The sequence below is a fragment of the Gammaproteobacteria bacterium genome (assembly GCA_015709635.1).
Lineage (GTDB): Bacteria > Pseudomonadota > Gammaproteobacteria > Burkholderiales > Nitrosomonadaceae > Nitrosomonas.
The window spans coordinates 1,421,109-1,446,390 of the sequence record CP054180.1; the positions used below are offsets into that span (position 1 = coordinate 1,421,109).

The following is a 25,282-nucleotide window of genomic DNA, read 5'->3' on the forward strand; positions in this document are numbered from 1 at the left end:
TCAAGAAAGCTGTTCCGGTGAATAAAGATAACAATGGGCGGTATGGGTTGCGCTGAACCGATTGGCCTGCGGATACGAAACACGGCAAACCGGCATGGCGTGCATGCAACGCGGATGAAAATGGCAGCCTGCGGGCGGTGCCGCCGGTGACGGCAAATCTCCCGCCAGCGGAACGGTATGCCGCCCGGAATCCGCTTCAATGTGCGGAACCGATGACAATAACGCTTGTGTATACGGATGCTTGGGGTTGTTCATCACTTCATCAACATGGCCATGCTCAACGATCCGCCCCAGATACATGACGGCAACTTCATCTGCCAGGTACTCAACAACTGCGATATTGTGGGTGATAAACAAAAATGCAAGTCCTAGGTTATTTTGCAGCGATTTGAGCAGGTTCAGGATTTGCGCCTGAACCGATACATCCAGCGCGCTGGTCGGCTCATCGCAAATCAGCAATTCAGGGTTGACCGCCAAAGCGCGGGCAATCGCAATGCGCTGGCGCTGTCCGCCGGAGAATTCGTGCGGAAAGCGCCATTTTACCTCAACAGGCAGACCGACGCGCTGCAATAACGCATCGATTTCCTGTTCACGGGAGCGCGCAAGTGCTGGCGTGCTGCTGTCAAGATGATAGATGGTATCGATATTCAATGCATTCATGCCTTCCTGCAGAATCTCAATGATGCGCATGCGTGGATTCAAGGAAGAGTAGGGATCCTGAAAAATGATTTGGAACTGTGAACGTATCGGTTGCAATTGGTTTCGCTTTAATCCGGTCAATTCCTGATCCTTAAAGCGCACGCTGCCAGCAGTCGGTTGAATCAATTGCAAAATGCTCTTGCCGATCGTGGTCTTGCCGCAACCGGATTCACCCACCAGTGCCAGCGTTTTACCCGCAGCGATAGTGAACGACACGCCGTCGACTGCCTTGACATGACCGGCAACGCGCTTGAACAAACCTTTGTGGATCGGAAAATGTACTTTCAGATTGGCTATCTGCAGGATCGGCTGTGCTGTTGCCGGTGGTTTCGTTTGAGCGGTATTGGCAATTTCCTGTGTTGTTTGGCCGCTAGCATTTGAAATTTGCGGCGAATTTTCATTGAACAGATGGCAGCGCACTTGATGCCGGCCGGAAACCGTCTGCCATTGTGGAATTGAATTGTGGCAGATCGCCAGTGCCTGATTGCAGCGGTCGACGAACCGGCAACCGGTAAATTGCTGAGCAAGCGAAGGCACATTGCCTTGAATGACCGTTAATAGCTGATCGCGTTTTTGTTTCCCAGGTAATGCGGCGAACAGTTGCTGTGAATAGGGATGTTGCGGGCCATGAAAGAATTGATCACGCGGCGCCAATTCGATGATTTCGCCGGCGTACATGACAGCTACCTGCTGTGCCATTTCAGCCACTACGCCCAGATCATGCGTGATGAGCAGGATTGCCATGCCTTTCTGCTGCTGGATGCGCCGCATCAGATCGAGTACTTGCGCTTGGATGGTAACGTCCAATGCGGTGGTCGGCTCATCGGCGATAAGCAATTCAGGCTCGGCGGCAAGCGCCATTGCGATCATAACGCGTTGCTTCATGCCGCCGGAAAATTGAAACGGATATTCGTGCATGCGACGGGGTGCATCTGGGATGCCGACTTGCTCCAGCAACTCCTGAATGCGCGCTTGGATGGCATCATGCGGCAGATTCAAATGCTGCTTCAGCACTTCTTCGATTTGTTCGGCGATAGTCAGGACCGGATTCAGACTGAGCATCGGTTCCTGAAAAATCATGCTGATGCGCTTGCCGCGGATGTTGCGCATTTCACTTTCGGATAATTGCAGCAGATCGGTGCCATCAAGCCGGATTTGGCCGGCAACGATTTCACCGGCATCCGGCAGCAAGCGCATGATCGACAATGCGGTCATCGATTTGCCGCAACCGGATTCACCCAGTAACGCGAACGTTTCGCCTGAAGTTATAGAGAATGCCAAACCATCGACGGCGCGCACCGGCGCTTTGCCGGTATGCAGCACGGTTTCCAGCTGTTCTATTTCCAGCAAGGTTTTCATGAATGCGAGGAAGATCTTGCCGATGCGGCGGATTCAGATGGGGTATTTGGTGGGTTTTTTTCTTTTTCGTTCGAGCGCTGAAAAAAGTAGTTGCGGCGCCATGTCCGCGTGCGCGGATCCAACGCGTCCTGTACCGCATCGGCAAACAGATTGGCGCTCAACACCAGCGTGAACATAAAACTGAACGCCGCCAGCAAAGCCCACCACACCATCGGTTCGCGCGCCATTTCCAGCCGCGCTGCGTTGATCATGGTACCGAAACTGATCATCGAAGGATCGACACCGACGCCAACGTACGACAACACCGCTTCAGCCAGCACCAATCCACTGAAATCCATGACCGTGGCAATCAGCACAATATGCATCACGTTCGGCAAAATGTGGCGGCTGACGATGCGCCAGTGCGAAACGCCAAATGCATGAGCTGCCTGGATATACTCCAATTCACGCAGTTTCAGCGCTTCACCGCGCAGTAACCGGCATAAGCTCGTCCAGCTGGTAATACCAAGAATCATGCAAAGAAACAGCAAGCGCAAATCCGCACGCGCTGCCACGGTATCGAATAGATCCGGGTGCGTTTCGATGTAGACCTGCATCATCAGAACCGCAGCGGCGATTAACAAAACGCTCGGAATCGAATTCAGCGTGGTGTAGATGTATTGAATGACATCGTCGACCCAGCCGCGGAAGTAGCCGGCCATAATGCCCAGCAGCAATGCGAAGGGCAGCATGATCAACGTGGTCAGCGTACCGATCACCAGCGCCACGCGGATGCTTTTCAGCGACTGATAGAGAATATCCTGTCCGACCTTATCGGTGCCCAGCACATGGTAGTGTCCTACCAATGCCGTTACACAACCGATCAGCAGCGACAGAACGAGCAATGTAATCAAGATGGCGTGCCAGGGTACTTCGGTGTTACGTTGCCAAATGGCCGCCACGCATTGCGCAAAATTTTGCTGATTGCGGCGGGACAATAACAAAATCAAGCAAAGAGATATCGTACACCAAACGAGAAAACCGTACATCAAACCTTTAACCGCGCGCTCCGTGATATCCGCCACGCGATCATTTTCCGGGTCCTGCAAGTGTGCGCCGCCAAACGCGAGCCGGGCAAAAGTGCGTATTTGCTTGCCGTCCGGTTGCTCGATGGTTTCTTTGGCGTACAAATGCGCAGCCAGCGGCGCGGAATACGTTTTTTCGACTTGCGTGCGCAGCGGCATTGCCAGCAGATCGAGTAAGCTCAGCACTTCTACGCTATAAACCGTTTCACCCTGATTGTTTTTGTGATCCAGTGCGGGGCGGAAATGCACGGTATCCAGTAAACCGATGATCAGGAAAAAAAGTAAGACGGTGAGTGCCGACATGCCGCTCGCGCTATGGCCGACGCGCTGCCAGGGCATCAGTAAATGCTCGCGGCGGCGGATATAGCCGATGATGAAGAATACCATTGCGACCAGCAAATAAGTGAGCGCATCGGTCCACAGAATAACGGGATTAAATGACATGATCGGGGATGGATGGTTTCTGTGGGATGAATGGCGGATCAGTTACATGCAATGGCCGATATCATAAATGAATGTGACGGTTTTTTGAAAATTTATCGCTCGGATTAAAGGGAAGAACTTGGAGTGGAGCGATGGGTGGCGTTACTGCTTTTCAGAATGAGGTGCTGCTTTGTTTGCGTACTGTAAGGCTGGTATCTTGAGGATTGTGAGGAGCAGTGGTTCCAGGCGTCTTCTTGAGAGAAACCGGCTGGAACCGCAACAGGTTATTGATTCAATTTTTCACTTAATGATGTTCAAACTCCGTGCGCCCCTCGCTTCTGAGCAATTCGTCAATCGTCAGACCGACGACCGGTTTGCCATTAAATACCGAGCCCACTCTTTTTTTATTGAAATGCTCCAACATGATGGCATAAGCTCTCGGCGGTAATGGGAAGAACTTGGTTTCTTTTACCGAAAGAAGCGCATTCTTCAGATAAAATTCAACGAATTCCTTGACTTCAGGTTTCACTGTCGCTGTGACATTCACATAGATGAAAATCGGCCGCGACAGCGGTTGATAACTGCCGTCTTCCACCGTTTCAACGGAGGGAAGAACTGCACCGTTGCCATTATCGATTGCAACCGCAGCAATTTTATTCCGGTTTTCAATGTAATAGGCGAATCCCAAAAAAGCCAGGCTATTTTTGTTGCTTGCGATGTTATTGGTTAATGCGCTGTTATTTTCCGATTCGATAAAATCCCGGCGGCTGGATCCGGTTTTGCCGACGATGGCTTCGGTAAAATAATCGTAACTGCCGGAATCCGGATGCGTAACGAAGAGCTTGATAGCATCGTCAGGCCACGCCGGATTGATCTGATTCCATTGGGAAATTTTTCCTTGTGCCGCAGGTTGCCAGATTTTCTTCAATTGCGCGACCGTCAGCACCGTGCTCCAGCGGTTTTCCGGGTTGATTGCCACCGTTAAAGCATCAAATGCAACCGGTATTTCGACGTATTGCACACGGGCATTTTTGCAATCTTTCATTTCGCTTTTTGAGATAGGGCGCGAAGCGTTTACGATATCGATTTCACCGCGGCAGAACCTCTTGAAACCGCTACCGCTGCCGGAGATCTCGACCGTGATATTGATCGCGTTGTTTTTTTCCGCTTGAAACTTGTCGGCAACATTTTGTGTGATCGGGTACACCGTATTGGAGCCGTCGATTTTAATGACCGGCTGAGCGCTGGCGATACCGGCAACAAAAATTGCTGTGCTCGACAGCATGGCTACCCCGATTGATTTAACGCTATGGCATTGCAACATTTCAACCTCCGCTGATGGTTTGAGATGGCTGCGGTATGTACCGAAGCAATGGGTATGCTCCGCATCGAATCATACGATATATTTTAATCGTGACAGTACCGCAGCAAGTAAAAATTCGATCTCCGGGAACCCGAAATTACCCGGAATTCCCGGTGTACATTTTCAAGTTCTTAGAAATCGACCGTGAGCTGGGTCAGGAATGCGCTGATACTGCCATTATCCCATCCGTTCGTGCGTGCTCCGGCACCGCCTGAATAACCATTGGTGTTAGTCGTCGGCGTTCCAGCTGTATTGATATTGAGCATATGAACAACGTTCGTTTGGAATTTAACGTTCGAGTGGGGATACCAATTCAGACCCATTCTGACCATATCAGCCTGACCGCCTTTGATGACGCCGGAGTTCATATCGATAAAATCGTAACCGAATGCAACCTCCCAAGCACCCCAGCCTGATCCATTCCACTGATATGGCTTTTTAGGCTTGATACGGTTTGCCGCGCCGTTACGAACATGATAAGCCTTGGATTCCCCGGTCAGGAAATAACTGACAAATCCATAATAACCGGTCAAATGTTCACCGCTATAACCGGTACCGTTGATGTTGGTGCGCAAAAACTCGGTTTGTGCGGAGAATGGACCATACACGAACCAGCCTTCCGCGCCGAAACGGTCATAACTGGTGATACGGCGGTGATTCGGATCGGTTAATGCGCCATTGCTTAAATTTCCGGTATTCAGGATATTGGTACGATCGACGTTAGTGCCCGGGAATGCAAAAAACGACATGCCACCGCCGCCGCCATTCGATCCTTCGCCGACCATCGTGCCATCCGCGCGATATTGTGTATTGACGGCTGTGTGTCCCGCAGAGACACCGACATGCAAGAATTTTGTTTCATCTTCCATCCACGGTCTGCCGGTAACGCGTCCGATACCTTCCCAGCCGGTATCACCGGAACCGTTATTACGATTCTGATTGCCGTTGGCGTTTACCGAAGTCGCTGCAGCCGACCATGCACCGATGGGTTCCGTTTGAAAGGCCAATCCGGTTTGGAAACGCGGCACTGCATAATTGACACCGATACCGGTTTTATAGGTATTGGGGTTGTCGACAAAAGAGTTGACCGACATGTGACGTTCAATAAACGTCAGGAAGCGGTTACTGGCAGCTTCTTCCAAGCTGAATGGCTCTTTGAACGAACCGATTTTATAGGAAAGAGCGTTGGTGTGGTTCAACCGTACAAAGGCATCGGTAATTCCTGATCCGACCGTGCCATTGCCGCGGCTGAAATCGTATTCGAATTTATAGTCCCAGATCTTGAAGAAAGTACCCTCGATACCCAGACGCGCGCGGCGGATATTGGCCCCGCTATCCAATTCGTTAGGTGTATTGGCGCCGGTTGCGGGAGCTGCTTGATTGATAAAATTGTATTGCGAAGCGGGTTGCATCCGTCCATTCAACGATACGGTGAAATTTCCATCCTTGGTTGCCCAATGCAAACCGCGATCGTCAAACGTACCATGGATCTTTTCCACTTCTTTCACCCGCTCTTCGAGGACTGAAACTTGATTGACCAGGCGTGCCTTTTCAGCTTTTTCCGCAATTCGGTTAAGGCGTTCCGCAGATTTGTTTTTGGTTTCATCGGATTCAGTTGCTTCCTTTGCTTCCGGCGCTTCTACCGAAGCATGAGCCGAATCTGGCGTTGTTTTGGGTGGTGCAACTTTAGCAGTATCCTTTTTTTTGGAAGGATTCTCGGCTTTTTCGAAAGTTCCCATATGAACCCGGCCCGGGCCAGGCTCCGCATAGATTTGCTTGGTGGTTGTGTCGACGTACAAATCGAGTGCGTAGGCACTGGATAGAGCGCCTAAATTGATTAAAGCTGCGGTTGCCACGGTAAGTCTGAATAATTTCATCATCTGTCCTTGATCCAGGGTTGAATGAGTGAGTCATATAAGGTGGCAACCGTTATATAGAGATAATGTTACAGTTTTATGACAGTGCTGGTTTTCTTGCAGCTTTATGACAGAATTGATGATTCAAGCTAATGGCAATAACAAATTAACTGCTTGAAATGAAGATTGTCAGTTCTTAAAATATCAAATGCATTCAACGCAAAAAGATTAATTACATTGCACGATGCATGATCCATTTTTCATGGATTGGCGGGAACTTTCAGGACGAAAGGACTTGTCTAATTTAAGTGTTTGCAGGGATCTGATTTCTTATGCTAAACACTTAATTCTATTAATTAAATCGTTATTATTTAATAGGAGGGAAATAAAATGGCAACAACCTATGGCACGTCAAGTGCATCAAGCGCAAGCTATGACATGTCGCTGTGGTACGACTCGAAGTACTACAAGCTGGGCATGTTAACAATGCTGTTGGTAGCGATATTCTGGATCTGGTACCAAAGGACGTTTGCATACTCACACGGAATGGACTCGATGGAACCGGAATTTGACAAAGTGTGGATGGGACTGTGGCGCGTTCACATGACCCTGATGCCTCTGTTTGCGTTAGTAACGTGGGGATGGATACTGAAGACCCGTGACACCAAGGAACAACTGGACAACCTGGACACCAAGCTGGAAATCAAACGATATTTCTACTGGATGATGTGGCTGGGCGTATATCTGTTTGGTGTGTACTGGGGCGGCAGCTTCTTCACGGAACAAGACGCATCGTGGCACCAAGTGATCATTCGTGACACCAGCTTCACGCCAAGTCACGTGGTGGTGTTCTACGGCTCATTCCCGATGTACATCGTGTGTGGCGTAGCGTCATACCTGTACGCGATGACCCGTCTGCCGCTGTACAGCCGCGGCACATCATTCCCGTTGGTCATGGCGATTGCCGGCCCGTTGATGATTCTGCCGAACGTAGGGTTGAACGAATGGGGACACGCATTCTGGTTCATGGAAGAACTGTTCAGTGCGCCATTGCACTGGGGCTTTGTGATTCTGGGCTGGGCAGGCTTATTCTCGGGTGGTATAGCAGCACAAATCATCACCCGTTACTCGAACCTGACCGACGTAACCTGGAACAACGCTAACAGAGAGATTCTGAATAACAGAATAGTACCTTGATTCTTTCTCTGTAGCGCGTCATCATCATGCCTGCCGTTTGTGTTTAGCAGACGGCGGGCTGTCATAAACCTGCCGGTTCATTTTTCACCATCAAGCGGTTATTCGCGTAAGTGTTTGAATGACTTTATCGCACATATCCGGGTTCGTTCACCATGGAAGATCTCGTTGCAACCATCCAGCACTGGATACCGATCGATGTGCTGGTCGGCTTGACGGTGGTTTCGATCATCAGCTTCATTGGTTCTTTGATCGCGATCCCATGGATCCTGATTCGCCTGCCGGATGATTATTTTGATGTGCGCGTTCCACGTCATTGGATGAAGGATCATCATCCCGTCTTGCGTATCGTCGGTCACATTATCAAAAATGTGATCGGTGTTGTGTTTCTGGTTGTTGGTTTTTTGATGCTTTTTTTGCCGGGACAGGGTTTGCTAACCATGTTGATTGGTGTTTCATTCCTGGATTTTCCTCATAAACGCAAGCTGGAAGCCAGAATTGTCGGGCAACCCGCAGTGCTTAACGCCATCAACGCGATGCGCCGTAAATTCAACAGACTGCCATTGATACTGGCGCCAAACCCAAAAGAAAGTAATTCAACTGCGAATTGAAGCTTCCTAGTTCAAAGAATCGCTTCATGCTATCGAGCCGGTGGTTTATGGTTTTGGCTGGTCTTGTTTATTTTTGCTACAGCTTGTGCTTGTTTCATTGCGGAGAGTGCGGCATGTTTTACTCAAAATTACCCGGCATCTTTGCATCCGCGTACTACAATAAGTATTTCATGCGCTTTACAGTGTGACGGCTGGAATCGGATAAAGGGATTCAATGATCGAAAGAAATAGTACCGGTAATTCGCGCCAGCAGGTGCCATCATTATCACTTTGCGCCGACCATTGATATGCGCCCCAGCATTTTGCCCGTGGCGTCGGCTGACGCACAAATCATCGCAACATTGGCCGAGACGATCTGGCGACATCACTATGTCAACATTATTTCAGCAGCACAAATCGATTATATGTTGCAGCAGCGTTACCAGTCGGGATTGATCAGGCAGCAACTGCTGAATCCGGGTATCTGGTGGCGCAAGCTGACTTTAGATGACGCGATCATCGGTTTTTCCTGTTGTATGCACACGCACAATCCGGGCGAGCTTAAAATAGACAAGCTCTATATTCACTACGACCATCACCGCAAAGGCTATGGTGCTCTGCTGGTTGCGGATGCGATTCAAATCCTGCGGGAGAATAATCTGCAATCGCTGATTTTGACCGTCAACAAAAATAACCGCAGCGCGATTTCGGCTTACCGGCATTATGGATTTGCCATTACAGGTGATAGTATTGTCAACATCGGCAATGGTTTTGTCATGAATGATTATTTGATGACGCTGGAAAAATTAAACCGCACGGCGGATTGATCTATGAAACTGAAATTCACCAAAATGCAGGGCTTGGGTAACGATTTTGTCGTTCTGGACGGTATCCATCAAGTCATAACGCTGGATCGGCAGCAGATCCGCAAACTGGCTGATCGCCATTTCGGCATCGGGTGCGATCAGCTATTGCTGGTCGAGAAAGCTGGGGGCGATGCTGATTTCCGCTATCGCATTTTTAACGCCGATGGCGGAGAAGTCGAACAATGCGGCAACGGTGCTCGTTGTTTCGTGCGCTACGTGCACGATCATGGTTTAACGCAAAAAAATGAAATTCGTATTGAAACACTCAGCGGTGTGATCTCGCCGAAATTGGAAAACAATGGCAATATCACCGTCAATATGGGGCGACCGATTTTCGAACCGGCACAGATTCCTTTCATCGCGGAGCAAACCGCACCAACCTATCGACTTGAAATAACCGGTCAGCCGGTTACAATTAGCGCGCTGTCGATGGGTAACCCGCATGCAGTACGGGTGGTGCCGGACGTAGACAATGCACCGGTCGAAACGGAAGGAGCGGTGATCGAAACGCATCCGCGTTTTCCCAAAAAAGTGAATGTCGGCTATATGCAAGTGATCGACCGCGGTCATATCAAATTGCGCGTTTTTGAGCGCGGCGCCGGTGAGACGCTGGCGTGCGGAACGGGAGCCTGTGCGGCGGTGGTTGCGGGTATTAATTTGGGATTGTTGGATCACCAAGTCAGAGTCAGCACGCGCGGCGGCGAATTGACGATACATTGGCAAGGGCACGATGAACCGGTTTGGATGACTGGTCCCGCAGTGACGGTATTTGAGGGTGAAATAACTTTGTAATCAACCAAGGAGTCATGATGAAACCGGAAGAAGTCGCGCAATATTTACAGGAGCATCCGCAATTCTTCAATGAATATGCTGACTTATTGGCGGATATTCAGATTTCTCATCCGCAGGACGAGAAAGTCATTTCACTGAACGAACGGCAAATCATCTCGTTAAGGGAAAGAAACCGCGCATTGCAGGATAAGTTGCTGGAACTCATCAGTTTTGGCGAAGAAAATGATGCCATCGGAGAGAAGATGCACCGGCTGGCGATCGCACTGCTTGCCGTTTCCAACTTGGATGAATTGTTTAATGTTTTATACTTCAGTCTCAAGGAAGATTTCGCAGTTCCATTGGTGGCGCTGCGCCTCTGGAATATGTCCAGCAGTACCGGCTCGCATGATGAATTCACACTGATCAGCGACGACGTGCGCACCATCGCGGAAAGCCTGCCGCAACCGTATTGCGGCAATCATATCGCGGATGAAATCAAGCAATGGTTCGGAGAAGGCGCCGAGCATTTGAACTCATTCGCGATGATTCCGCTGAATACCACGCAAACCATCGGTTTGCTCGTGCTTGGCAGCCCCGATGCCGAGCGCTTTTACCCGGAAATGGGGACATTGCATTTAAAACGGCTGGGCGAACTCGTGTGTACGACGATTACCCGTTATGATCAAACAGAAACCGTCAACATGGAAGCAGCGCAAGATCATGCAACCCACGAGCAGCAAACCTGAGCCGCTAGCTGCTGCATTTATCCGTCATCTCACGCATGAGCGGCGCTTATCGCTGCTGACGGCCAAAAGCTACACCCGGGATATCCGTATACTGCTGCAGTTTGTTCATAAAGACGATTTAAAACAGATACAACCCTTGCATATTCGCCAACTCATGGCGCAATTGCATGGCAAAGGGCTTTCCGGCAGAAGCATAGCGCGCATGCTGTCGGCATGGCGCAGTTTTTACCATTATTTGATCCGCAGCCACAGCTATCAGCATAATCCTTGCATTGCATTGCGGGTTCCTAAGTCGCCGCATAAGCTGCCCAATGCGCTTTCTCCTGATGTCACCGTGCAACTGCTGACGTTCTCACCTGAGCATATTTTGTCGGTGCGCGATAGCGCCATGTTTGAATTGTTCTATTCTTCCGGTTTAAGGCTATCGGAGCTGGCTCAGCTTAAGCCTGCCGATGTCCGTTTTGCCGAGGGGACCGTCAAAGTGTTGGGTAAAGGCGGAAAAGAGCGCATCGTTCCGGTTGGCAGTTTTGCCTTGCAAGCGATCAATAATTGGCTTGTACATCGGGCGCGGATTGCCAAACCGGAAGTATCCGCGCTTTTTCTATCGCAACATGGTGATGCGATCAGCGTGCGTACTATTGCCCATCGTTTGAAAAGCAGAGCCAGGCAACAGGGGGTGAACCAAAATGTGCATCCGCATATCTTGCGGCATTCCTTTGCTTCCCATTTGCTGCAATCCAGTGGCGATTTGCGTGCCGTGCAGGAATTGCTGGGGCATGCGCATATCACGTCGACGCAAGTCTATACCCATTTGGATTTTCAGCACCTTACCAAAATTTACGATGCCGCGCACCCGCGCGCAAAAAAACGGGATTGACTCCAACCGGAGTCGGTACTGTTTTATACGTTATAATGCGGCTTTATGACGAATTAAGCGAATTCCATGACAACAATCGTTTCAGTAAGGCGCGGGCATCACGTGGCACTCGGTGGTGATGGGCAGGTGACATTAGGTGCGGTGGTCGCCAAATCCAGTGCGCGCAAAGTACGCAGACTCTATCATGACAAAATTCTGGCCGGATTCGCCGGTGGCACTGCCGATGCTTTTACCTTGTTTGAGCGCTTTGAGGGCAAGCTGGAGGCGCATCATGGTCATATCATGCGTGCCGCTGTCGAGCTGGCGAAGGATTGGCGCACCGACCGGATTTTGCGCAGACTCGAAGCCATGCTGGTGGTTGCCAACGAAGATGCCACGCTGATCATCACCGGTGCCGGCGATATTATCGAACCGGAATTGGGTATCGCCGCAATAGGCAGCGGCGGCTCCTATGCGCTGGCAGCGGCGCGCGCGCTGTTGGAAAATACCGATTTGCCGCCGCAGGATATCGTGAAAAAAGCGCTTACCATCGCGGGCGATATCTGCATTTATACCAACCAGGATCACATTATCGAAACCATCGGTTGATGCCCGGCAATCAGTGCCATTGTTACGAGAATCCACACCTGACCGGTATTTGAGAACTCTTTTTACACCACACTTATCACAGAATTTAAAACCATGTCGCAAATGACCCCGCAGGAAATTGTCCACGAACTGGATAAACATATCATCGGCCAGGATGCAGCCAAGCGTGCCGTGGCCATTGCCTTGAGAAACCGCTGGCGCCGGCAGCAGGTTGCCGATCCGCTGCGCCAGGAAATCACGCCGAAAAATATTCTCATGATCGGCCCGACCGGCGTTGGTAAAACCGAGATTGCACGGCGTCTGGCAAAACTCGCCAATGCGCCCTTTATCAAGATTGAAGCGACCAAATTTACCGAAGTCGGCTATGTCGGACGCGATGTCGACTCGATCATCCGCGATCTGGCGGAAACAGCGATTAAAGAATCGCGCGAAAGCGAAACCCGGAAAAAGCAACCGTTGGCCGAGGACCGGGCTGAAGACCGTATTCTCGATGCTTTGCTGCCAGCCGCCAGGGATTTTGATTTGCAGGTAAACCCGGAAGACCGGGATAGTTCGACGCGACAAAAATTCCGCAAGAAATTGCGTGAAGGCGAGCTGGATGATAAGGAAATCGAAATCGAAGTCGCTGCACCGCGCGCCAATATGGAGATTTTCGCGCCGCCGGGAATGGAAGACCTGACATCGCAGATTCAAGGCATGTTTCAGAATATGACCGGGGAGCGCAAGAAAACCCGCAAGCTAACGATACGCGAGGCGAGAAAAATTCTGCTCGAAGAAGAAGCGGAGAAGATGGTGAATGATGAAGAATTGAAGCTGACCGCGATTCAAAATGTCGAGCAAAACGGCATCGTATTTCTTGATGAAATAGACAAAATCGCCAGTCGTTCGGGACATGCCGGCGGAGATGTTTCACGCCAGGGTGTGCAGCGCGATTTGCTGCCGCTGGTTGAAGGTACGACCGTGTCGACCAAATACGGTATGATCAAAACCGATCACATCCTATTTGTCGCCAGCGGCGCGTTTCATATGTCCAAACCTTCCGACTTGATTCCCGAATTGCAGGGCCGTTTTCCGATTCGAGTTGAATTGGCCAGTCTGAGCGTCAGTGATTTTGAGCAGATACTCACCAATACCGATGCCTGTCTGACGCGGCAATACGAAGCATTGCTGGCGACGGAAGGGGTCAAATTGCAGTTTGGCGATGATGCGATCAAACGCTTGGCCGAAATTGCCTTTTCCGTGAACAGCAAAACGGAAAATATCGGCGCCCGGCGGTTACATACGGTGATGGAGAAATTGCTGGAAGACGTCTCATACGATGCACCCAAACACAGTGGCAAGACAATTGTGATCGATGCAGCGTATGTGGACGAGCGCCTCAAAGACCTGTCGCAAAGCGAAGACTTGGCGCGCTACGTGCTGTAAATCGCTATTCTCGCCGCGTTTTTTTGCGGCGGGCAACCAAACCGAGCACGCCAAGACCGGCTAGCAGCAGAGTATAGCTCTCGGGTTCAGGAACCGGTGCCAGGAGATTGACATTATCCAGTGCGATAACTTCCATCACCGGCGTAAAGTGTTCGGCATTGATCCAAAGCGCATTCAGGTTGGAAAGAACAGCGAGCAATTGCGCATCGGTGGCAAAAGCTCCGGAAAAAGTATCGGCAACCCGCCAAGCACCGGCACTGAGTGCGGCATCGAAATGTGTCCAGGTGGCTGGCAAGCTGTCGGTGATTTCGTAAACCAGCGTCAATCCGGCGCCTTTCAGTATCACTTCGGCTTCATTGGAGTAACTTGTGCCGGCCACCACGTAGCGGCTATCGAATTGCAAGCTGCCGCCAAAAGCAGCGCTTTGGTCGCCGAGGAATTTGCCCGGAGCGCTGAAATAGGTCCATTGCGAATCGGGATCGGCGAGTGTAATGGAGCCGGCAGGCACGCCATCTGCACTATGCGCCGGTATCAAACCGCTGGTAATGACTGACCAGGTAGCGGAGCCGTCCGTTGTGAGGCCGGTCCAGCCATCGGCATCACTATCGAAAGTGCTGGATACGAGTGAACTGGTAGCAAGCGGAGAATAACTCAGGATAGTCAGGCAATAAACAGCAAAAATGGCAGAACGGATCACAAACATTCCCCTTTGACTGGATTAAAGTTGCAAGTGTTGTCATGTGATGTGAATATAGTTCTAATTCTTTCATCTTGTCAAATAGATAAAATAAGAATTTCAGAATTCGCATGAATATTTGAGGGTGAGGGTACTGCAGCGGCATGGATGCCTATCAAACAGAGACGGTTAAGGTATAATACCCGGTTTCTCAATATTGGATTGTTGGAGGTCTCTATGCCTATTTATGAATATCTTTGCAATTCATGTGGTGCCGAGAAAGAACATTTGCAAAAGATTAGCGATGCGCCGATTGCGGCTTGCCCCGTTTGCGGCAGTAGTAATTACGTCAAGCGTATTTCCGCTGCGGGATTCCAGTTGAAAGGAAGCGGGTGGTATGTCACCGACTTTAAGAATAATAAAACTCAACAAACGGAATCCAAAGCAAGCACAAAAGAAAGCGCACCACCTGCAGCAGCGGATACAACTACAGCCAAGGAAAGCAGCTCCACTCCTGCTGCAGCCGCTGATTAAAGAAACAGGCGGTATTTGAATAACAACGCTATGCCTGTTTGGGTTGCTACCGGTAATGCCGAAGAAAAATCATCAATCTTACCATTCTGACTACTGAAAAGAATTATGCGTACAAACTACTGCGGCGCCATTAATGCCGGATATCTCGATCAAACGGTTACCCTTTTTGGCTGGGTGCACCGGCGTAGGGATCATGGTGGGGTGATTTTTATCGATTTGCGCGATCGTGAAGGCCTGGTGCAGATCGTATGCGATCCCGACAATGCGGAAACATTCCAAACGGCGGAAAAAATTCGCAATGAGTATGTGCTGAAGATTACCGGTAAGGTGAGAAAACGTCCCGAAGGAACGATCAATACGTCTCTGGTCAGCGGTGAAATCGAGATTCTGGTGAACGCGATTGAGGTATTGAATCCCTCACTGACACCACCATTCTTAATGGACGATGACAATATCAGTGAGGTGGTGCGGCTGGAACATCGTTATCTCGACTTGCGCCGGCCGGTGATGCAATCGAATCTTCGTTTGCGGCACAAAGTGGCGATGGCAGTGCGTGTGTTTCTGGATCAACACGGTTTCCTCGATATCGAAACGCCGATGTTGACCAAATCCACGCCGGAAGGCGCACGGGATTATCTGGTGCCGTCACGGGTCAATGCCGGTCATTTTTTTGCGTTACCGCAGTCACCGCAATTGTTCAAGCAGCTTTTGATGGTGTCCGGATTCGACCGTTATTATCAAATCACACGCTGTTTCCGCGACGAAGATTTGCGTGCCGACCGGCAACCGGAATTCACACAAATCGATATTGAAACATCCTTTCTGTCGGCGAACGAGATTATGTCGCTGATGGAGGAAATGATCCGTGGCTTATTCAAGTCCGTGAGCAACGTGGATTTACCCAATCCGTTTCCGCGCTTGACTTATGCCGACGCCATGCACAGATACGGATCGGATAAACCCGATTTGCGCGTGCCGCTGGAATTCACCGAATTGACCGATCTGATGAAAGGCGTGCCGTTCAAAGTATTCCGCGAGGCAGCGGAAAAACCGGACGGGCGCGTCGCTGCTTTGTGCATACCGAAAGGCGGTGAGTTGTCGCGCAAGGAAATCGACGATTACACCAGCTTTGTCGCAATTTACGGCGCTAAGGGTTTGGCTTATATCAAAGTCAATAATCTGGCTGACGGCGTGGAAGGATTGCAATCGCCGATTTTGAAATTCTTGCCGGAAGAAACGATTAAAACGATACTGACGCGCACTAAGGCGCAAAATGGCGATTTGATTTTCTTCGGCGCGGATAAAGCGAAAATCGTCAATGAATCGCTGGGTGCGTTGCGGATCAAAATCGGGCATCAGCACGGACACGCTGAATCTGGCTGGAAACCCTTATGGGTCGTTGATTTTCCGATGTTTGAACGGGATGAAGAAGAAAATCGCTGGCAGGCGTTGCACCATCCGTTTACATCCCCGGCCGACGGGCACGAAGATTTGCTTGAAACCGATCCCGGTAAGGCGCTTTCCAAAGCCTACGATATGGTGCTCAATGGTTCCGAAATTGGCGGCGGGTCAGTGCGGATCCATCGTCAGGAAGTGCAATCGAAGGTTTTCCGCGCGTTGAATATCTCCGAGCAGGAAGCTCAAGAAAAATTCGGTTTCTTGCTGGAAGCGCTGCAATACGGCGCACCGCCGCACGGCGGGATCGCATTCGGGCTGGATCGTATTTTGACGATGATGACCGGCTCGGAATCCATCCGTGACGTGATCGCGTTTCCTAAAACGCAGCGTGCGCAATGTTTGTTGACCCATGCACCCAGCACCGTGGACGAGAAACAATTGAGAGAGCTCAGCATCCGTTTGCGGCAGATCGAAGCTAAGCTCAGTTAACCGATAACCGGGTGTTCCGTGTACAAAATACCGGTTTCTGTGTTAGTGATCATTCACACGGTGGATTTGCAGGTTTTGTTATTGGAGCGCGCCGATCATCCTGGTTACTGGCAATCGGTTACCGGAAGCCAGGATCCTAATGAAACACTGATACAGACAGCATCACGGGAAGTGTTTGAAGAAACCGGTTTGAACGCTGTCGATTATGTGCTGACCGACTGGGAAACTGAAAATCGCTACGAAATTTACGAAGAATGGCGCTGGCGCTACGGACCCGGTATCCGGTTCAATACCGAGCATGTTTTCGGTTTATGTTTGCCTGCTAAAGTGCCCATTAAAATCGCTGCGAGGGAACACCTGAAGTCCATTTGGTTACCTTGGCGGCAAGCGGCTGAGAAAGTTTTTTCCAGCAGCAACGCGGAAGCCATTCTTAAATTGCCTGCTTATAGTCAATCCGGACAATTCAGTCCGAACCAAGGATGATCTCTAGTTCACGCCGCCTTTGTCGGCGAAGCGTTCAAGATATTTTTTAATGATTTCCTTGATTCTGGTGTCATGTGCCTGATGCAGCACAGTAAGATGAATCATGCTATGTAGTGCCAAGGCCAGCAACAGGCCCTCAAAAATACCGAGCCGGTAAACCAGCAGTGCGCAGATGACTGCCAATAACAGCGGGTATTGTCCCTGGTGCGCGACATGCAATAACCCCAAAATCATTTTCCAGCCCGTAAAAATCATGATGATGGCTAAGGAAAACTTCGGCATGTATTCGAGATATTGGGTGTTCAATACAAAGAACAGAACAACCAGTCCGATCATCAGCACCGAGAATTTAGTATAAGCTCCGGCGAGTTTATTGGTGGTGCTTTTGGCCAGACCATCCAAATTGGTCATGCCGCCGAACAGACTGGATGTCATATTGGCGATCCAGATTGCCAATAAACTGTTATTGGTATTGCATTTACGCTGCAATGGATCAATTTTTTGGATGGCTGCATTGCTCATGACTTGCTCGATGACATCAATAATAGCGAGCATGGCGGCAAAACCGATGATATATAACCAAGTCAATGGATTATCAAAGTGTGGCAGCGGCAGCGATAGCACAATCGGCACATCCTCGACATGCAGCATCGGCATCGCAACAAATTGTGCCAGTGATGCACCGGCAATCATCAGAAAGAAATAGGGGATCGCGGGTTGCGTTGCCTGGAATTTTGCGAACAGGTACAGAAAAACGGCAAGCCCTGTGAGCGAAAGCAGAACCATTTGAATGCGGGTACTGTTCCAGAATGCTTCCGTTACCATACTTTGCGGAATTTCATAAGTCATGGTAAGAAAGTTGAGGATGATTTTCAGACCAACACCCGCCAGCAATCCTTCGACCAGATATTCGGGAACAGCCAGTAAAATGTATTTCTGCAGGTCGAATTTCCAGATAATGGCTTGCATAAAGGCAGTCAGGAAAATGACGAATGCCATATTTTCCATGCCAAAATTTGCCACACCCAGAGCAAGAACCGGCGCAAGCCCTGCGGCAACGCCGGGTGCACCGATGTAATTTCCTGGCCGGATCCAGGCATTGATCCAACCGATGAAACAAGCGCAAACCACCGTGGCCAAAGCAACTTTGATCGGATATTCAGACATCAGTGCAATACCGGCGGACAATGGAATCGCCATTGCGCCAGTAATTATCCCGGCTTGCAGATCACGCGTGAGGAATTTGGCTTGAAACGCTGCGGAATTGTGCATGGATTGTGTGGAAATGAGATTTTTACTAAAAAACTTTGGTCCCTTGCAGGTATTTACCAATCACGATCTGTATAATAAATATACACTGAGGTGATTAACAGAGGGATGGTAAATTTTGATTGATTGGTTGCTATCAGGAAGCAATCATTTTTATCGGTTTAGGTGATGTACAAGAAAATACTGCAAGAGAAAATTCTTGCAGTATTTTCATTTCGAAATTTTACTGTACTGCTGTTAGCTTTCATGATTTTACTGTGTTGTACGATATATTCTTATATATAATTCAAAAAACTACCTTAAACTTGTTTTTCGGTTTCGTCGCTATTGTGTAGCGCATCCGTTTCTCCGCTTGCTTGTATTTGTATCTCAGATTCAATTTTTTCCGATGCTATTTCATGCGCATCTTGTATTCTTGAATCGCTATCCAACTGCTCATTGTCATTATCTCTTTCCGTATGACCTTCGCTTGCTTTGTTTTCTTCATCGTTTTTAGAACTGAAAAGACTTGTAAACCGATCAAATAAGCCCATAGCACTTCTCCTTTCTTGGAATAGCGATTAATTAGATAAATCTGAGATATACATATGCACAATACCGTTTTCTATCATTGCAGCAACTGTGCAGTCATAGCGTTTGGTTACCTCCTTCAGAAATTGATTAGTAATTGGGTTTTTTATGTACTTATTTAAAAGAAATGGCCAATACATTATCAGTTAATAAGTCTGATATGTAATGACCATTTTGTGATAGAAGCACTCATTTTTTGTTTTACAAAAACAGCAAGCCAATTGAAATTATCGTACCAAAAAAGCGTGCGTAGAGTAATTATGCTGCCAACTTAACCAACTCTTTCAATTACCTCGAGTTTTCTGGTATTTAAATTGGTACAGCCTGTTAGTATTTGTAAATGCGGCGCTAAATCAGGTACTTTATCCTTGATGATGTTGAGTGCGAATTTACTCAGGAACATCGCTTTTTCTTTCGATAACAGATACTCAGGGCCGGCTTGGTCACGATATACCCCGGAAGTCAGCAGTACCACGCCATCAGCGCTAATCCGGCCTTCATCGATATTATTTTTCAGAAGCTTGGCTGCAGTTTCAATCGCAACGGAAAGATTCGGATCAAAAGGACCGACGATAAATGCCGTATTAATCACGTGCAGCCAATCAAATCCACGTCCGACACCGATTACCCATTCTTTGTGCTCAGCTTCTTCGATAGGCCGGTTTGTAGCGCGAATCTCAGCAATATGCCGGATATTTCCACGCACCAACGGCATCAAGTCCCGGATAATTCGCTCGGGCATTGTTGGATAAAGCGACCGGAGCATTTCTTCAAGTTCGAGCTGTGATGATTCTTTCGCATTGGCCAGATCAATGGAACGGCCGTCTTCACCATGAAGAATCAAAGCGTCCAAATCGGTTTCAATGCCGCAGACGATAGGCATCACCGCGCCGTGCTCGCCATACACCGATTGAAATTGATTTTTTAGCTTTACGGCTGCGGCTTTTGCCGCTTCCGTATCGTAATGGAAACCACGGCAACCGCGATGCGTATCGCCACGTGCAAAGTGATAGGTGACAAAAATTAAACAATGTCTACCGCGGCTGATGGAATACTCAACCCAATTATCGATAGCGGCTTGAAAGAATGGCCAGCCCAAATCAAAAATACCACCCAGATTGCGGAATGGTTGAATGATTCCAAGAGCGGTCTGCGTCATGACCGGCAGATGCAATCGGCCGTCCATACATTTTAATGCGGCTATTTCAGTCGGATGTTCTCCGCGGTATCTGCGACGCTCAGTGGCCAAATCTATGAAAGCTTGCGAATGTTTTGTATTCAAATCGATCAAGTAATCGATTCCAGTATTCGAATTTTTCATCATTCTCCTAAAAAAATTTAGCATATTATTAATTATGAGTTTAAAACTAGTGAGTTGTTAAGGTTAATCGAGAAAGCCATTCTTCCGAAGCAATTTGATTTATATTAAGAATGTAATCAGGATAAAAACCTAAAGCTAATATTAGCAGCGCCGGAATGAGTAGTAAAATCATTTCGCGTGATTGCAGATCAACTACTTGTTTCACATCATCATGAATGATCGGCCCCAGGAAAGTCCGGCGGGTGTAGGAGAGCATATAGGCAGCGCTAAGTATCGCACCGGACAACGCGGCAATACCCAAAACCGAATGTGCACTGATGGCGCCAAGAATCATCAGTAATTCAGCCGGAAAACCGCTGGTACCGGGTACTCCGATACTGGCTAAGGCAAATAGAAAATAGAAGGCTGTCAGTTTTGGCATCACTTTAGCAAGCCCGCCTAAATGAATCGCTTCGGTACTGCCAAGTCGATGCTGTATGAAACCGGCAATCAGCATCAGAGAACTGGCCACCAGCGTAAAGTTCAGCAACTGAAAAATCGCACCTTGGAACCCCTGTATGTTGAGCGATGCAACTCCGACCATAACAAGTCCGACGTGACTGACGCTGGCATAGGCAAGCAAGCGCCGTAAATTGGTTTGTTGCAGCGCGATCAAAGCGCCGTAGATGAGCGTGAAAGCGCCAATGACACTCAAAACCCAGCTGTACTCCATTGCCGCAACCGGCGCTAGAGGCATCGCAAACCGCAAAATACCGTAAATACCTAATTTCAATCCCACGAGAATGGCGACGACATGCGTTGGGCCTTCTGTTGCGACGGTGGGTAGCCATGTATGTAATGGAACAAGTGGCGATTTCACGGCAAAACCGAATAGCAGCAACAGAAAAACAAGCTCCTGCAATTCTTGTGGTAATGCGGTATCCAGTAAAACAGGTAAACTGAAAGATAAATCCGCAGGGATTTGCCCGCCGGATTGTGTCGCATGGTTTGTCGCTAATACGATAATCGCCAGCAGCAAGGTGACACCTCCGGATAGCATAAATAAGGTGTATTTCATTGCTGCGCTGCGCCGTTGTGAGCCGATACCCCATAGGCCGATCAAGAAAAAGAACGGCGGCAATGTAAGCTCCCAGAACAGGAAAAATAACACCGTATCCAAAGCGCAAAATATTCCGATGCTGACACCTTCGAGTGCCAGCAATAAAGAAAAATGGAAGCGCGCAGTATGGGAAATCGTATTCCACGAAGCCAGCATCGTAATCAAGGTGAGCAATGCGGTGAGCGGTAAAAATAGTACCGAAATTCCATCAACGCCAATTAGATATTCGATATTTAAAATCGGAATCCACTCACGGCGTTCAACAAGCTGAAATTCGCTCTTACTGGCGTCAAATAAAATAAGAACGCAAATGGTCAAAAGGAACGATAGCACGGCGATAAAAAAGGCAACATGCTTCGAGAGATCGACATTTCGTATTGATCCGGCCAATACAGCCCCTAAAAGAGGAACAATAATCGTAAGGCTTAGCAGCGGGAAATCAGCTTCAATCATTCTAATTATCCTTTGAAGTTATATACTGCGGTGTTAACAGCTTATCGGTGCGAAGCTCGCTTGTATCGTTGTGAGAATTGCTGCCGGTAGATTGAATATTTTGATCGATGATAAGCAACCAAGGCGAGCTATTGATGCCGGTAGTAAGAAGCAAGCCGCAAATGGCGATTGTAATGATCCATTCATTCCGCGGCGATGGTGGAGAGCTGGCTTGATGCATATTGACATAAGGTCCTTGGAAACGCTTTGGCGAGGCAATGAATATTTGCTGAAAAGCGCGTAACAGCAGCCCAACGGTTAAAACGTTACCAAATAAAATTGCAATCGCGATGAGCCATCCTTGACCCTGAATGGTGCCATCGATCAATAGGTGAATGCCGTCGAAACCCGGTGTTCCGGGCATTCCCATCGTGCTTAGCGCGCAAATCACAAATAGCACCGCAATCGCTGCATTGGTGTCAAACATGCCGCCTAAGCGCGGAATAAACGCCGTATGCGTACGTTTGTATATCATGCCAAGACTCAGCAATATACCGGCTGTCGCCATTCCGAACGAGATCGCCAGAACGATGCCGCCTTCCATGCCGTGTGTGCTGAAATCAAATAAGCCAACCGTAATTAAACCGGTTTGGCTGATAATGGCAAATGCGATCAGCCTGCGGAAATTGATTTGCATGAACGCCAGCAATGCACCGTAGAAAATCCCGATCAAACCCAGCATTGTCACAAACCATGACCATTCCTCAGCGACTTCAGGCAGCAGGGGGATCAAGAAACGTATGATGGCATACACCCCGAGCTTCAGGCTGACCAGAAAAATTCCGACACTCGCGATGGTTCCATGTTCGGCCACTACCGGCAACCAGGCATGAAACGGAAATAATGGCATGCGGATAGCGAAGCCGAATAAAAGCAGGAAGAAAATCAAGGTGGCATATTCGTTGCTGACATTGCTTTCTTTCAGAACAAGCCAATCGAATGATAAGACATCGGTCGTCAACATGATGCCAAATCCAAGCATCAAGAAGCCGGCCAGTACCATTAATAATCCGCTGCTAAAGTGTTGTAACACTAATGAAACAACCCAGCGACGGTTCTGACTCGACCCGGATCGCAATGTCATTAAAACAATCGGAATCATCTCAAGAAAACACCATAACCAGAATTGCATCGCATTCAGTGCCGCGAATGCGCCGATCAGGATGGCTTCGTACCCGAGTAAAGAAGCAATATGGGTGCTGTCTGACACGTGCCGCGCGGTGAGGGTGTAAACAAGCGTGAGCAACGCGAGCGTGGCTGTCAGCAGGATGAACAGAATATTCGCACCATCCACGCCGACGGTATACGTTACACCTAATCCCTGATACCGCTCATACAGCTGAATACCCTGCAGATCGGCATTAAATAAGGACAGCATATATAAACTCAACAAAAATGTCGCTACCGTTCCGGCGAAACCGATGCGCAAAGCGGCCGTTGGTGAAGGTGTCATAATTACTGCGGCCATCGCTGCCAGCGGGATGATCGTCAGTACCGATAAAATAGGAAAGCCGACTGTTTCCGACCATAAAGTTATATTTGTAATTTCCATCGAAAACCTCAAATCGAAGCAGCAATCATTAAGATAATGAAAACAAACAAGACCAGATAACGCGGCTTAAGAATAAGCTGTTCAAACGTATTCGCAAGCTGTCCGAGTTTTCTACCAATATCGACCGTATCCATACCGATACCCCGTAAAACCAAGCGCTCTTCAAACCAACTCATGATGTTCGCTATCCATTCAAACAATTTACCCACTACGCCACTACCGCGAACAAACTCAATTTGTATTCCGTTGCCGATATTTTTATCCATGTTTTTCTCAAGCTGAGTCAGCGATGAGATCGTATAGTTTGAAGAAACAGGAGCTCCCATTGCCCGGTCAATAATATTTGTATCAAACCGGTCCAAATCATGCCCAAGACCGTAGATAGGCCTTACCAGTGTTCTATCCGCGATGGGATCAAGCCAGAATCGTTGCAGTGATGCGATATATAACCAGCGTTTATTGGCGATTGCGGATGCGACCGGCTTCATCGGATTACCGTAGACGTAACGCAACAGGGAAGGGGCCGTTAATACTTGATAGTTCCGCACGATGGCATGCGCGCAGAGGTGCCAGCTCGCCAACTCCCATAAGCCTAAACCGCATTCCAAAAACATCAGACCAAGCTGCCCCGATATGGCAAAGCATAGCGAGCTTTTAGTATCCGTTTGCGTTAATCCGACTATTAAGCTGTAAACTGCCGTGAAAAAGCCCACCACTATCAGTACATCCATCGTAAGCGGCGCTTGCTCAATAATCGGCCGTAACAAAATAACTAGAAAGATTCCCGCATGGATCATCACAGCGCCATAGAACACTGAACTCGATGGTGTAGGACCTTCCATCGCCCGTGCCAGCCACGGCGTAAATGGCAGTTGCGCCGATTTGGCAATAGCGGCGGCGACAAAGCATAAGCTGATGACGGTGGCGGTAGGGGTCGACAGGTTTGTGGCCATTTCATTCAGCGTGATCCAGCTGGTTGTTCCGGCATAGTAAAAAGAAAGCGCGATACCTAAAATAAAACCGGCATCGCCAATCCGGTTGGTGACGAAAACCCGTGTGGCGTTAATTGCTGCCGTAGGCCGGTCATAAGCGAAAGAAATCAATAGATAGGAGCATAATCCCGCAATTTCCCAGCCAATGAAGGTACTGATTGCGTTACCCGAAAGTATCAGCAACAGCATCGCCGAAGAGAATAAACATAAAACAAAGAAAAACCGGTGGAAACCAGGTTCCGCTTGAATATAATTCGTTGAGAAGCGCGCAATGATGAGCAGAATAATCGAAAATAAAGCGGCTGCAATGACGCTGAAGCCCGAGGTGATGAAATTGAATTCGACAACCAGATTCCCGCTATTCAACCATTTTCCCAGCGTAGTGTGATTGGCGTTGATTGCCAATAAATCGCAACCAAGTATAGCGATCGCGATTAAGCATGCCAGAGTACTGGCGATTTTCGTTACAGTTGCGCTGAAATACTCGTCTTTTTTTCCATTGATGCGATTAAACAAGATGCCAAAACCAATGATTGCAGCAGCCAGGAATGGCAATAACGGTATTAAAAAAACCAACTGATCCATA

At 48.8% G+C, this 25,282-nt stretch carries 22 protein-coding genes; 11 read left to right on the forward strand and 11 right to left on the reverse strand.

Features of this window, described 5'->3' with window-relative positions:
* The 4 genes from HRU78_06495 to HRU78_06510 form a co-directional block, all read right to left on the reverse strand.
* On the reverse strand, nt 1–2,058 hold the full coding sequence (locus HRU78_06495) for an ABC transporter ATP-binding protein (protein ID QOJ23346.1): 2,058 nt from the start codon (nt 2,056–2,058) through the stop codon (nt 1–3).
* Complete coding sequence (locus HRU78_06500) at nt 2,055–3,566, reverse strand: ABC transporter permease (GenBank protein ID QOJ23347.1); 1,512 nt, start codon at nt 3,564–3,566, stop codon at nt 2,055–2,057. The genes HRU78_06495 and HRU78_06500 overlap by 4 nt, the downstream gene beginning before the upstream one ends.
* 283 nt (nt 3,567–3,849) lie before the next feature.
* A complete protein-coding gene (locus HRU78_06505) occupies nt 3,850–4,869 on the reverse strand; it encodes a PstS family phosphate ABC transporter substrate-binding protein (protein ID QOJ23348.1) in 1,020 nt (339 codons plus the stop codon).
* A 170-nt stretch (nt 4,870–5,039) separates the two neighbouring features.
* On the reverse strand, nt 5,040–6,785 hold the full coding sequence (locus HRU78_06510) for a porin (GenBank protein QOJ24948.1): 1,746 nt from the start codon (nt 6,783–6,785) through the stop codon (nt 5,040–5,042).
* Nucleotides 6,786–7,154: 369 nt separating this feature from the next.
* On the opposite strand from HRU78_06510, the gene HRU78_06515 reads away from it, so the two are divergent.
* From HRU78_06515 to hslU, 8 genes are all read left to right on the forward strand, one after another.
* Nucleotides 7,155–7,961 carry a methane monooxygenase/ammonia monooxygenase subunit C gene (locus HRU78_06515; protein ID QOJ23349.1) on the forward strand — a complete coding sequence of 269 codons (807 nt, stop codon included), beginning with the start codon at nt 7,155–7,157 and terminating at the stop codon, nt 7,959–7,961.
* A gap of 152 nt (nt 7,962–8,113) precedes the next feature.
* Nucleotides 8,114–8,569 (forward strand): hypothetical protein, encoded by a 456-nt coding sequence (locus tag HRU78_06520; protein QOJ23350.1) that lies wholly within the window; start codon nt 8,114–8,116, stop codon nt 8,567–8,569.
* A 287-nt stretch (nt 8,570–8,856) separates the two neighbouring features.
* Entirely contained in the window at nt 8,857–9,375 is a 519-nt protein-coding gene (locus HRU78_06525; protein QOJ23351.1) for a GNAT family N-acetyltransferase, read from the forward strand.
* 3 nt (nt 9,376–9,378) lie between these two features.
* A complete protein-coding gene (dapF, locus tag HRU78_06530; GenBank protein ID QOJ23352.1) occupies nt 9,379–10,206 on the forward strand; it encodes a diaminopimelate epimerase in 828 nt (275 codons plus the stop codon).
* Between the two features lie 17 nt (nt 10,207–10,223).
* Complete coding sequence (locus HRU78_06535; protein ID QOJ24949.1) at nt 10,224–10,931, forward strand: DUF484 family protein; 708 nt, start codon at nt 10,224–10,226, stop codon at nt 10,929–10,931.
* The gene (xerC, locus tag HRU78_06540) at nt 10,906–11,808 is read left to right on the forward strand and encodes a tyrosine recombinase XerC (protein ID QOJ23353.1); all 903 of its coding nucleotides are present in this window, start codon (nt 10,906–10,908) and stop codon (nt 11,806–11,808) included. The genes HRU78_06535 and xerC overlap by 26 nt, the downstream gene beginning before the upstream one ends.
* Before the next feature lie 66 nt (nt 11,809–11,874).
* Entirely contained in the window at nt 11,875–12,396 is a 522-nt protein-coding gene (hslV, locus tag HRU78_06545; GenBank protein ID QOJ23354.1) for an ATP-dependent protease subunit HslV, read from the forward strand.
* 93 nt (nt 12,397–12,489) lie between these two features.
* Nucleotides 12,490–13,821, forward strand: a complete 1,332-nt coding sequence (gene hslU, locus HRU78_06550) for an ATP-dependent protease ATPase subunit HslU (protein QOJ23355.1) — start codon at nt 12,490–12,492, stop codon at nt 13,819–13,821.
* Between the two features lie 4 nt (nt 13,822–13,825).
* Here hslU and HRU78_06555 read toward each other — a convergent pair whose 3' ends face one another.
* The gene (locus HRU78_06555; GenBank protein ID QOJ23356.1) at nt 13,826–14,518 is read right to left on the reverse strand and encodes a PEP-CTERM sorting domain-containing protein; all 693 of its coding nucleotides are present in this window, start codon (nt 14,516–14,518) and stop codon (nt 13,826–13,828) included.
* Between the two features lie 216 nt (nt 14,519–14,734).
* Here HRU78_06555 and HRU78_06560 point away from each other — a divergent pair, with 216 nt between their 5' ends.
* The 3 genes from HRU78_06560 (at nt 14,735) to nudB (ending at nt 17,401) form a co-directional block, all read left to right on the forward strand.
* Nucleotides 14,735–15,031: a zinc ribbon domain-containing protein gene (locus tag HRU78_06560; GenBank protein ID QOJ23357.1), complete on the forward strand. Its 297-nt coding sequence runs from the start codon at nt 14,735–14,737 to the stop codon at nt 15,029–15,031.
* A 105-nt stretch (nt 15,032–15,136) separates the two neighbouring features.
* The gene (gene aspS / locus HRU78_06565) at nt 15,137–16,918 is read left to right on the forward strand and encodes an aspartate--tRNA ligase (protein QOJ23358.1); all 1,782 of its coding nucleotides are present in this window, start codon (nt 15,137–15,139) and stop codon (nt 16,916–16,918) included.
* Between the two features lie 18 nt (nt 16,919–16,936).
* Complete coding sequence (gene nudB, locus HRU78_06570) at nt 16,937–17,401, forward strand: dihydroneopterin triphosphate diphosphatase (protein QOJ23359.1); 465 nt, start codon at nt 16,937–16,939, stop codon at nt 17,399–17,401.
* A 3-nt stretch (nt 17,402–17,404) separates the two neighbouring features.
* Here the strand turns inward: nudB and HRU78_06575 are convergent, their stop codons facing one another.
* The 6 genes from HRU78_06575 to HRU78_06600 form a co-directional block, all read right to left on the reverse strand.
* Nucleotides 17,405–18,673, reverse strand: a complete 1,269-nt coding sequence (locus HRU78_06575; GenBank protein ID QOJ23360.1) for a SulP family inorganic anion transporter — start codon at nt 18,671–18,673, stop codon at nt 17,405–17,407.
* 296 nt (nt 18,674–18,969) lie between these two features.
* Nucleotides 18,970–19,203, reverse strand: a complete 234-nt coding sequence (locus HRU78_06580) for a hypothetical protein (protein ID QOJ23361.1) — start codon at nt 19,201–19,203, stop codon at nt 18,970–18,972.
* 308 nt (nt 19,204–19,511) lie between these two features.
* On the reverse strand, nt 19,512–20,564 hold the full coding sequence (locus HRU78_06585; GenBank protein QOJ23362.1) for a hypothetical protein: 1,053 nt from the start codon (nt 20,562–20,564) through the stop codon (nt 19,512–19,514).
* 43 nt (nt 20,565–20,607) lie between these two features.
* Nucleotides 20,608–22,113, reverse strand: a complete 1,506-nt coding sequence (locus HRU78_06590) for an NADH-quinone oxidoreductase subunit M (protein ID QOJ23363.1) — start codon at nt 22,111–22,113, stop codon at nt 20,608–20,610.
* Between the two features lies 1 nt (nt 22,114).
* Nucleotides 22,115–23,704: an NADH-quinone oxidoreductase subunit M gene (locus tag HRU78_06595; protein QOJ23364.1), complete on the reverse strand. Its 1,590-nt coding sequence runs from the start codon at nt 23,702–23,704 to the stop codon at nt 22,115–22,117.
* Between the two features lie 8 nt (nt 23,705–23,712).
* Nucleotides 23,713–25,281: a hypothetical protein gene (locus HRU78_06600; protein ID QOJ23365.1), complete on the reverse strand. Its 1,569-nt coding sequence runs from the start codon at nt 25,279–25,281 to the stop codon at nt 23,713–23,715.
* Nucleotide 25,282: the final 1 nt, after the last annotated feature.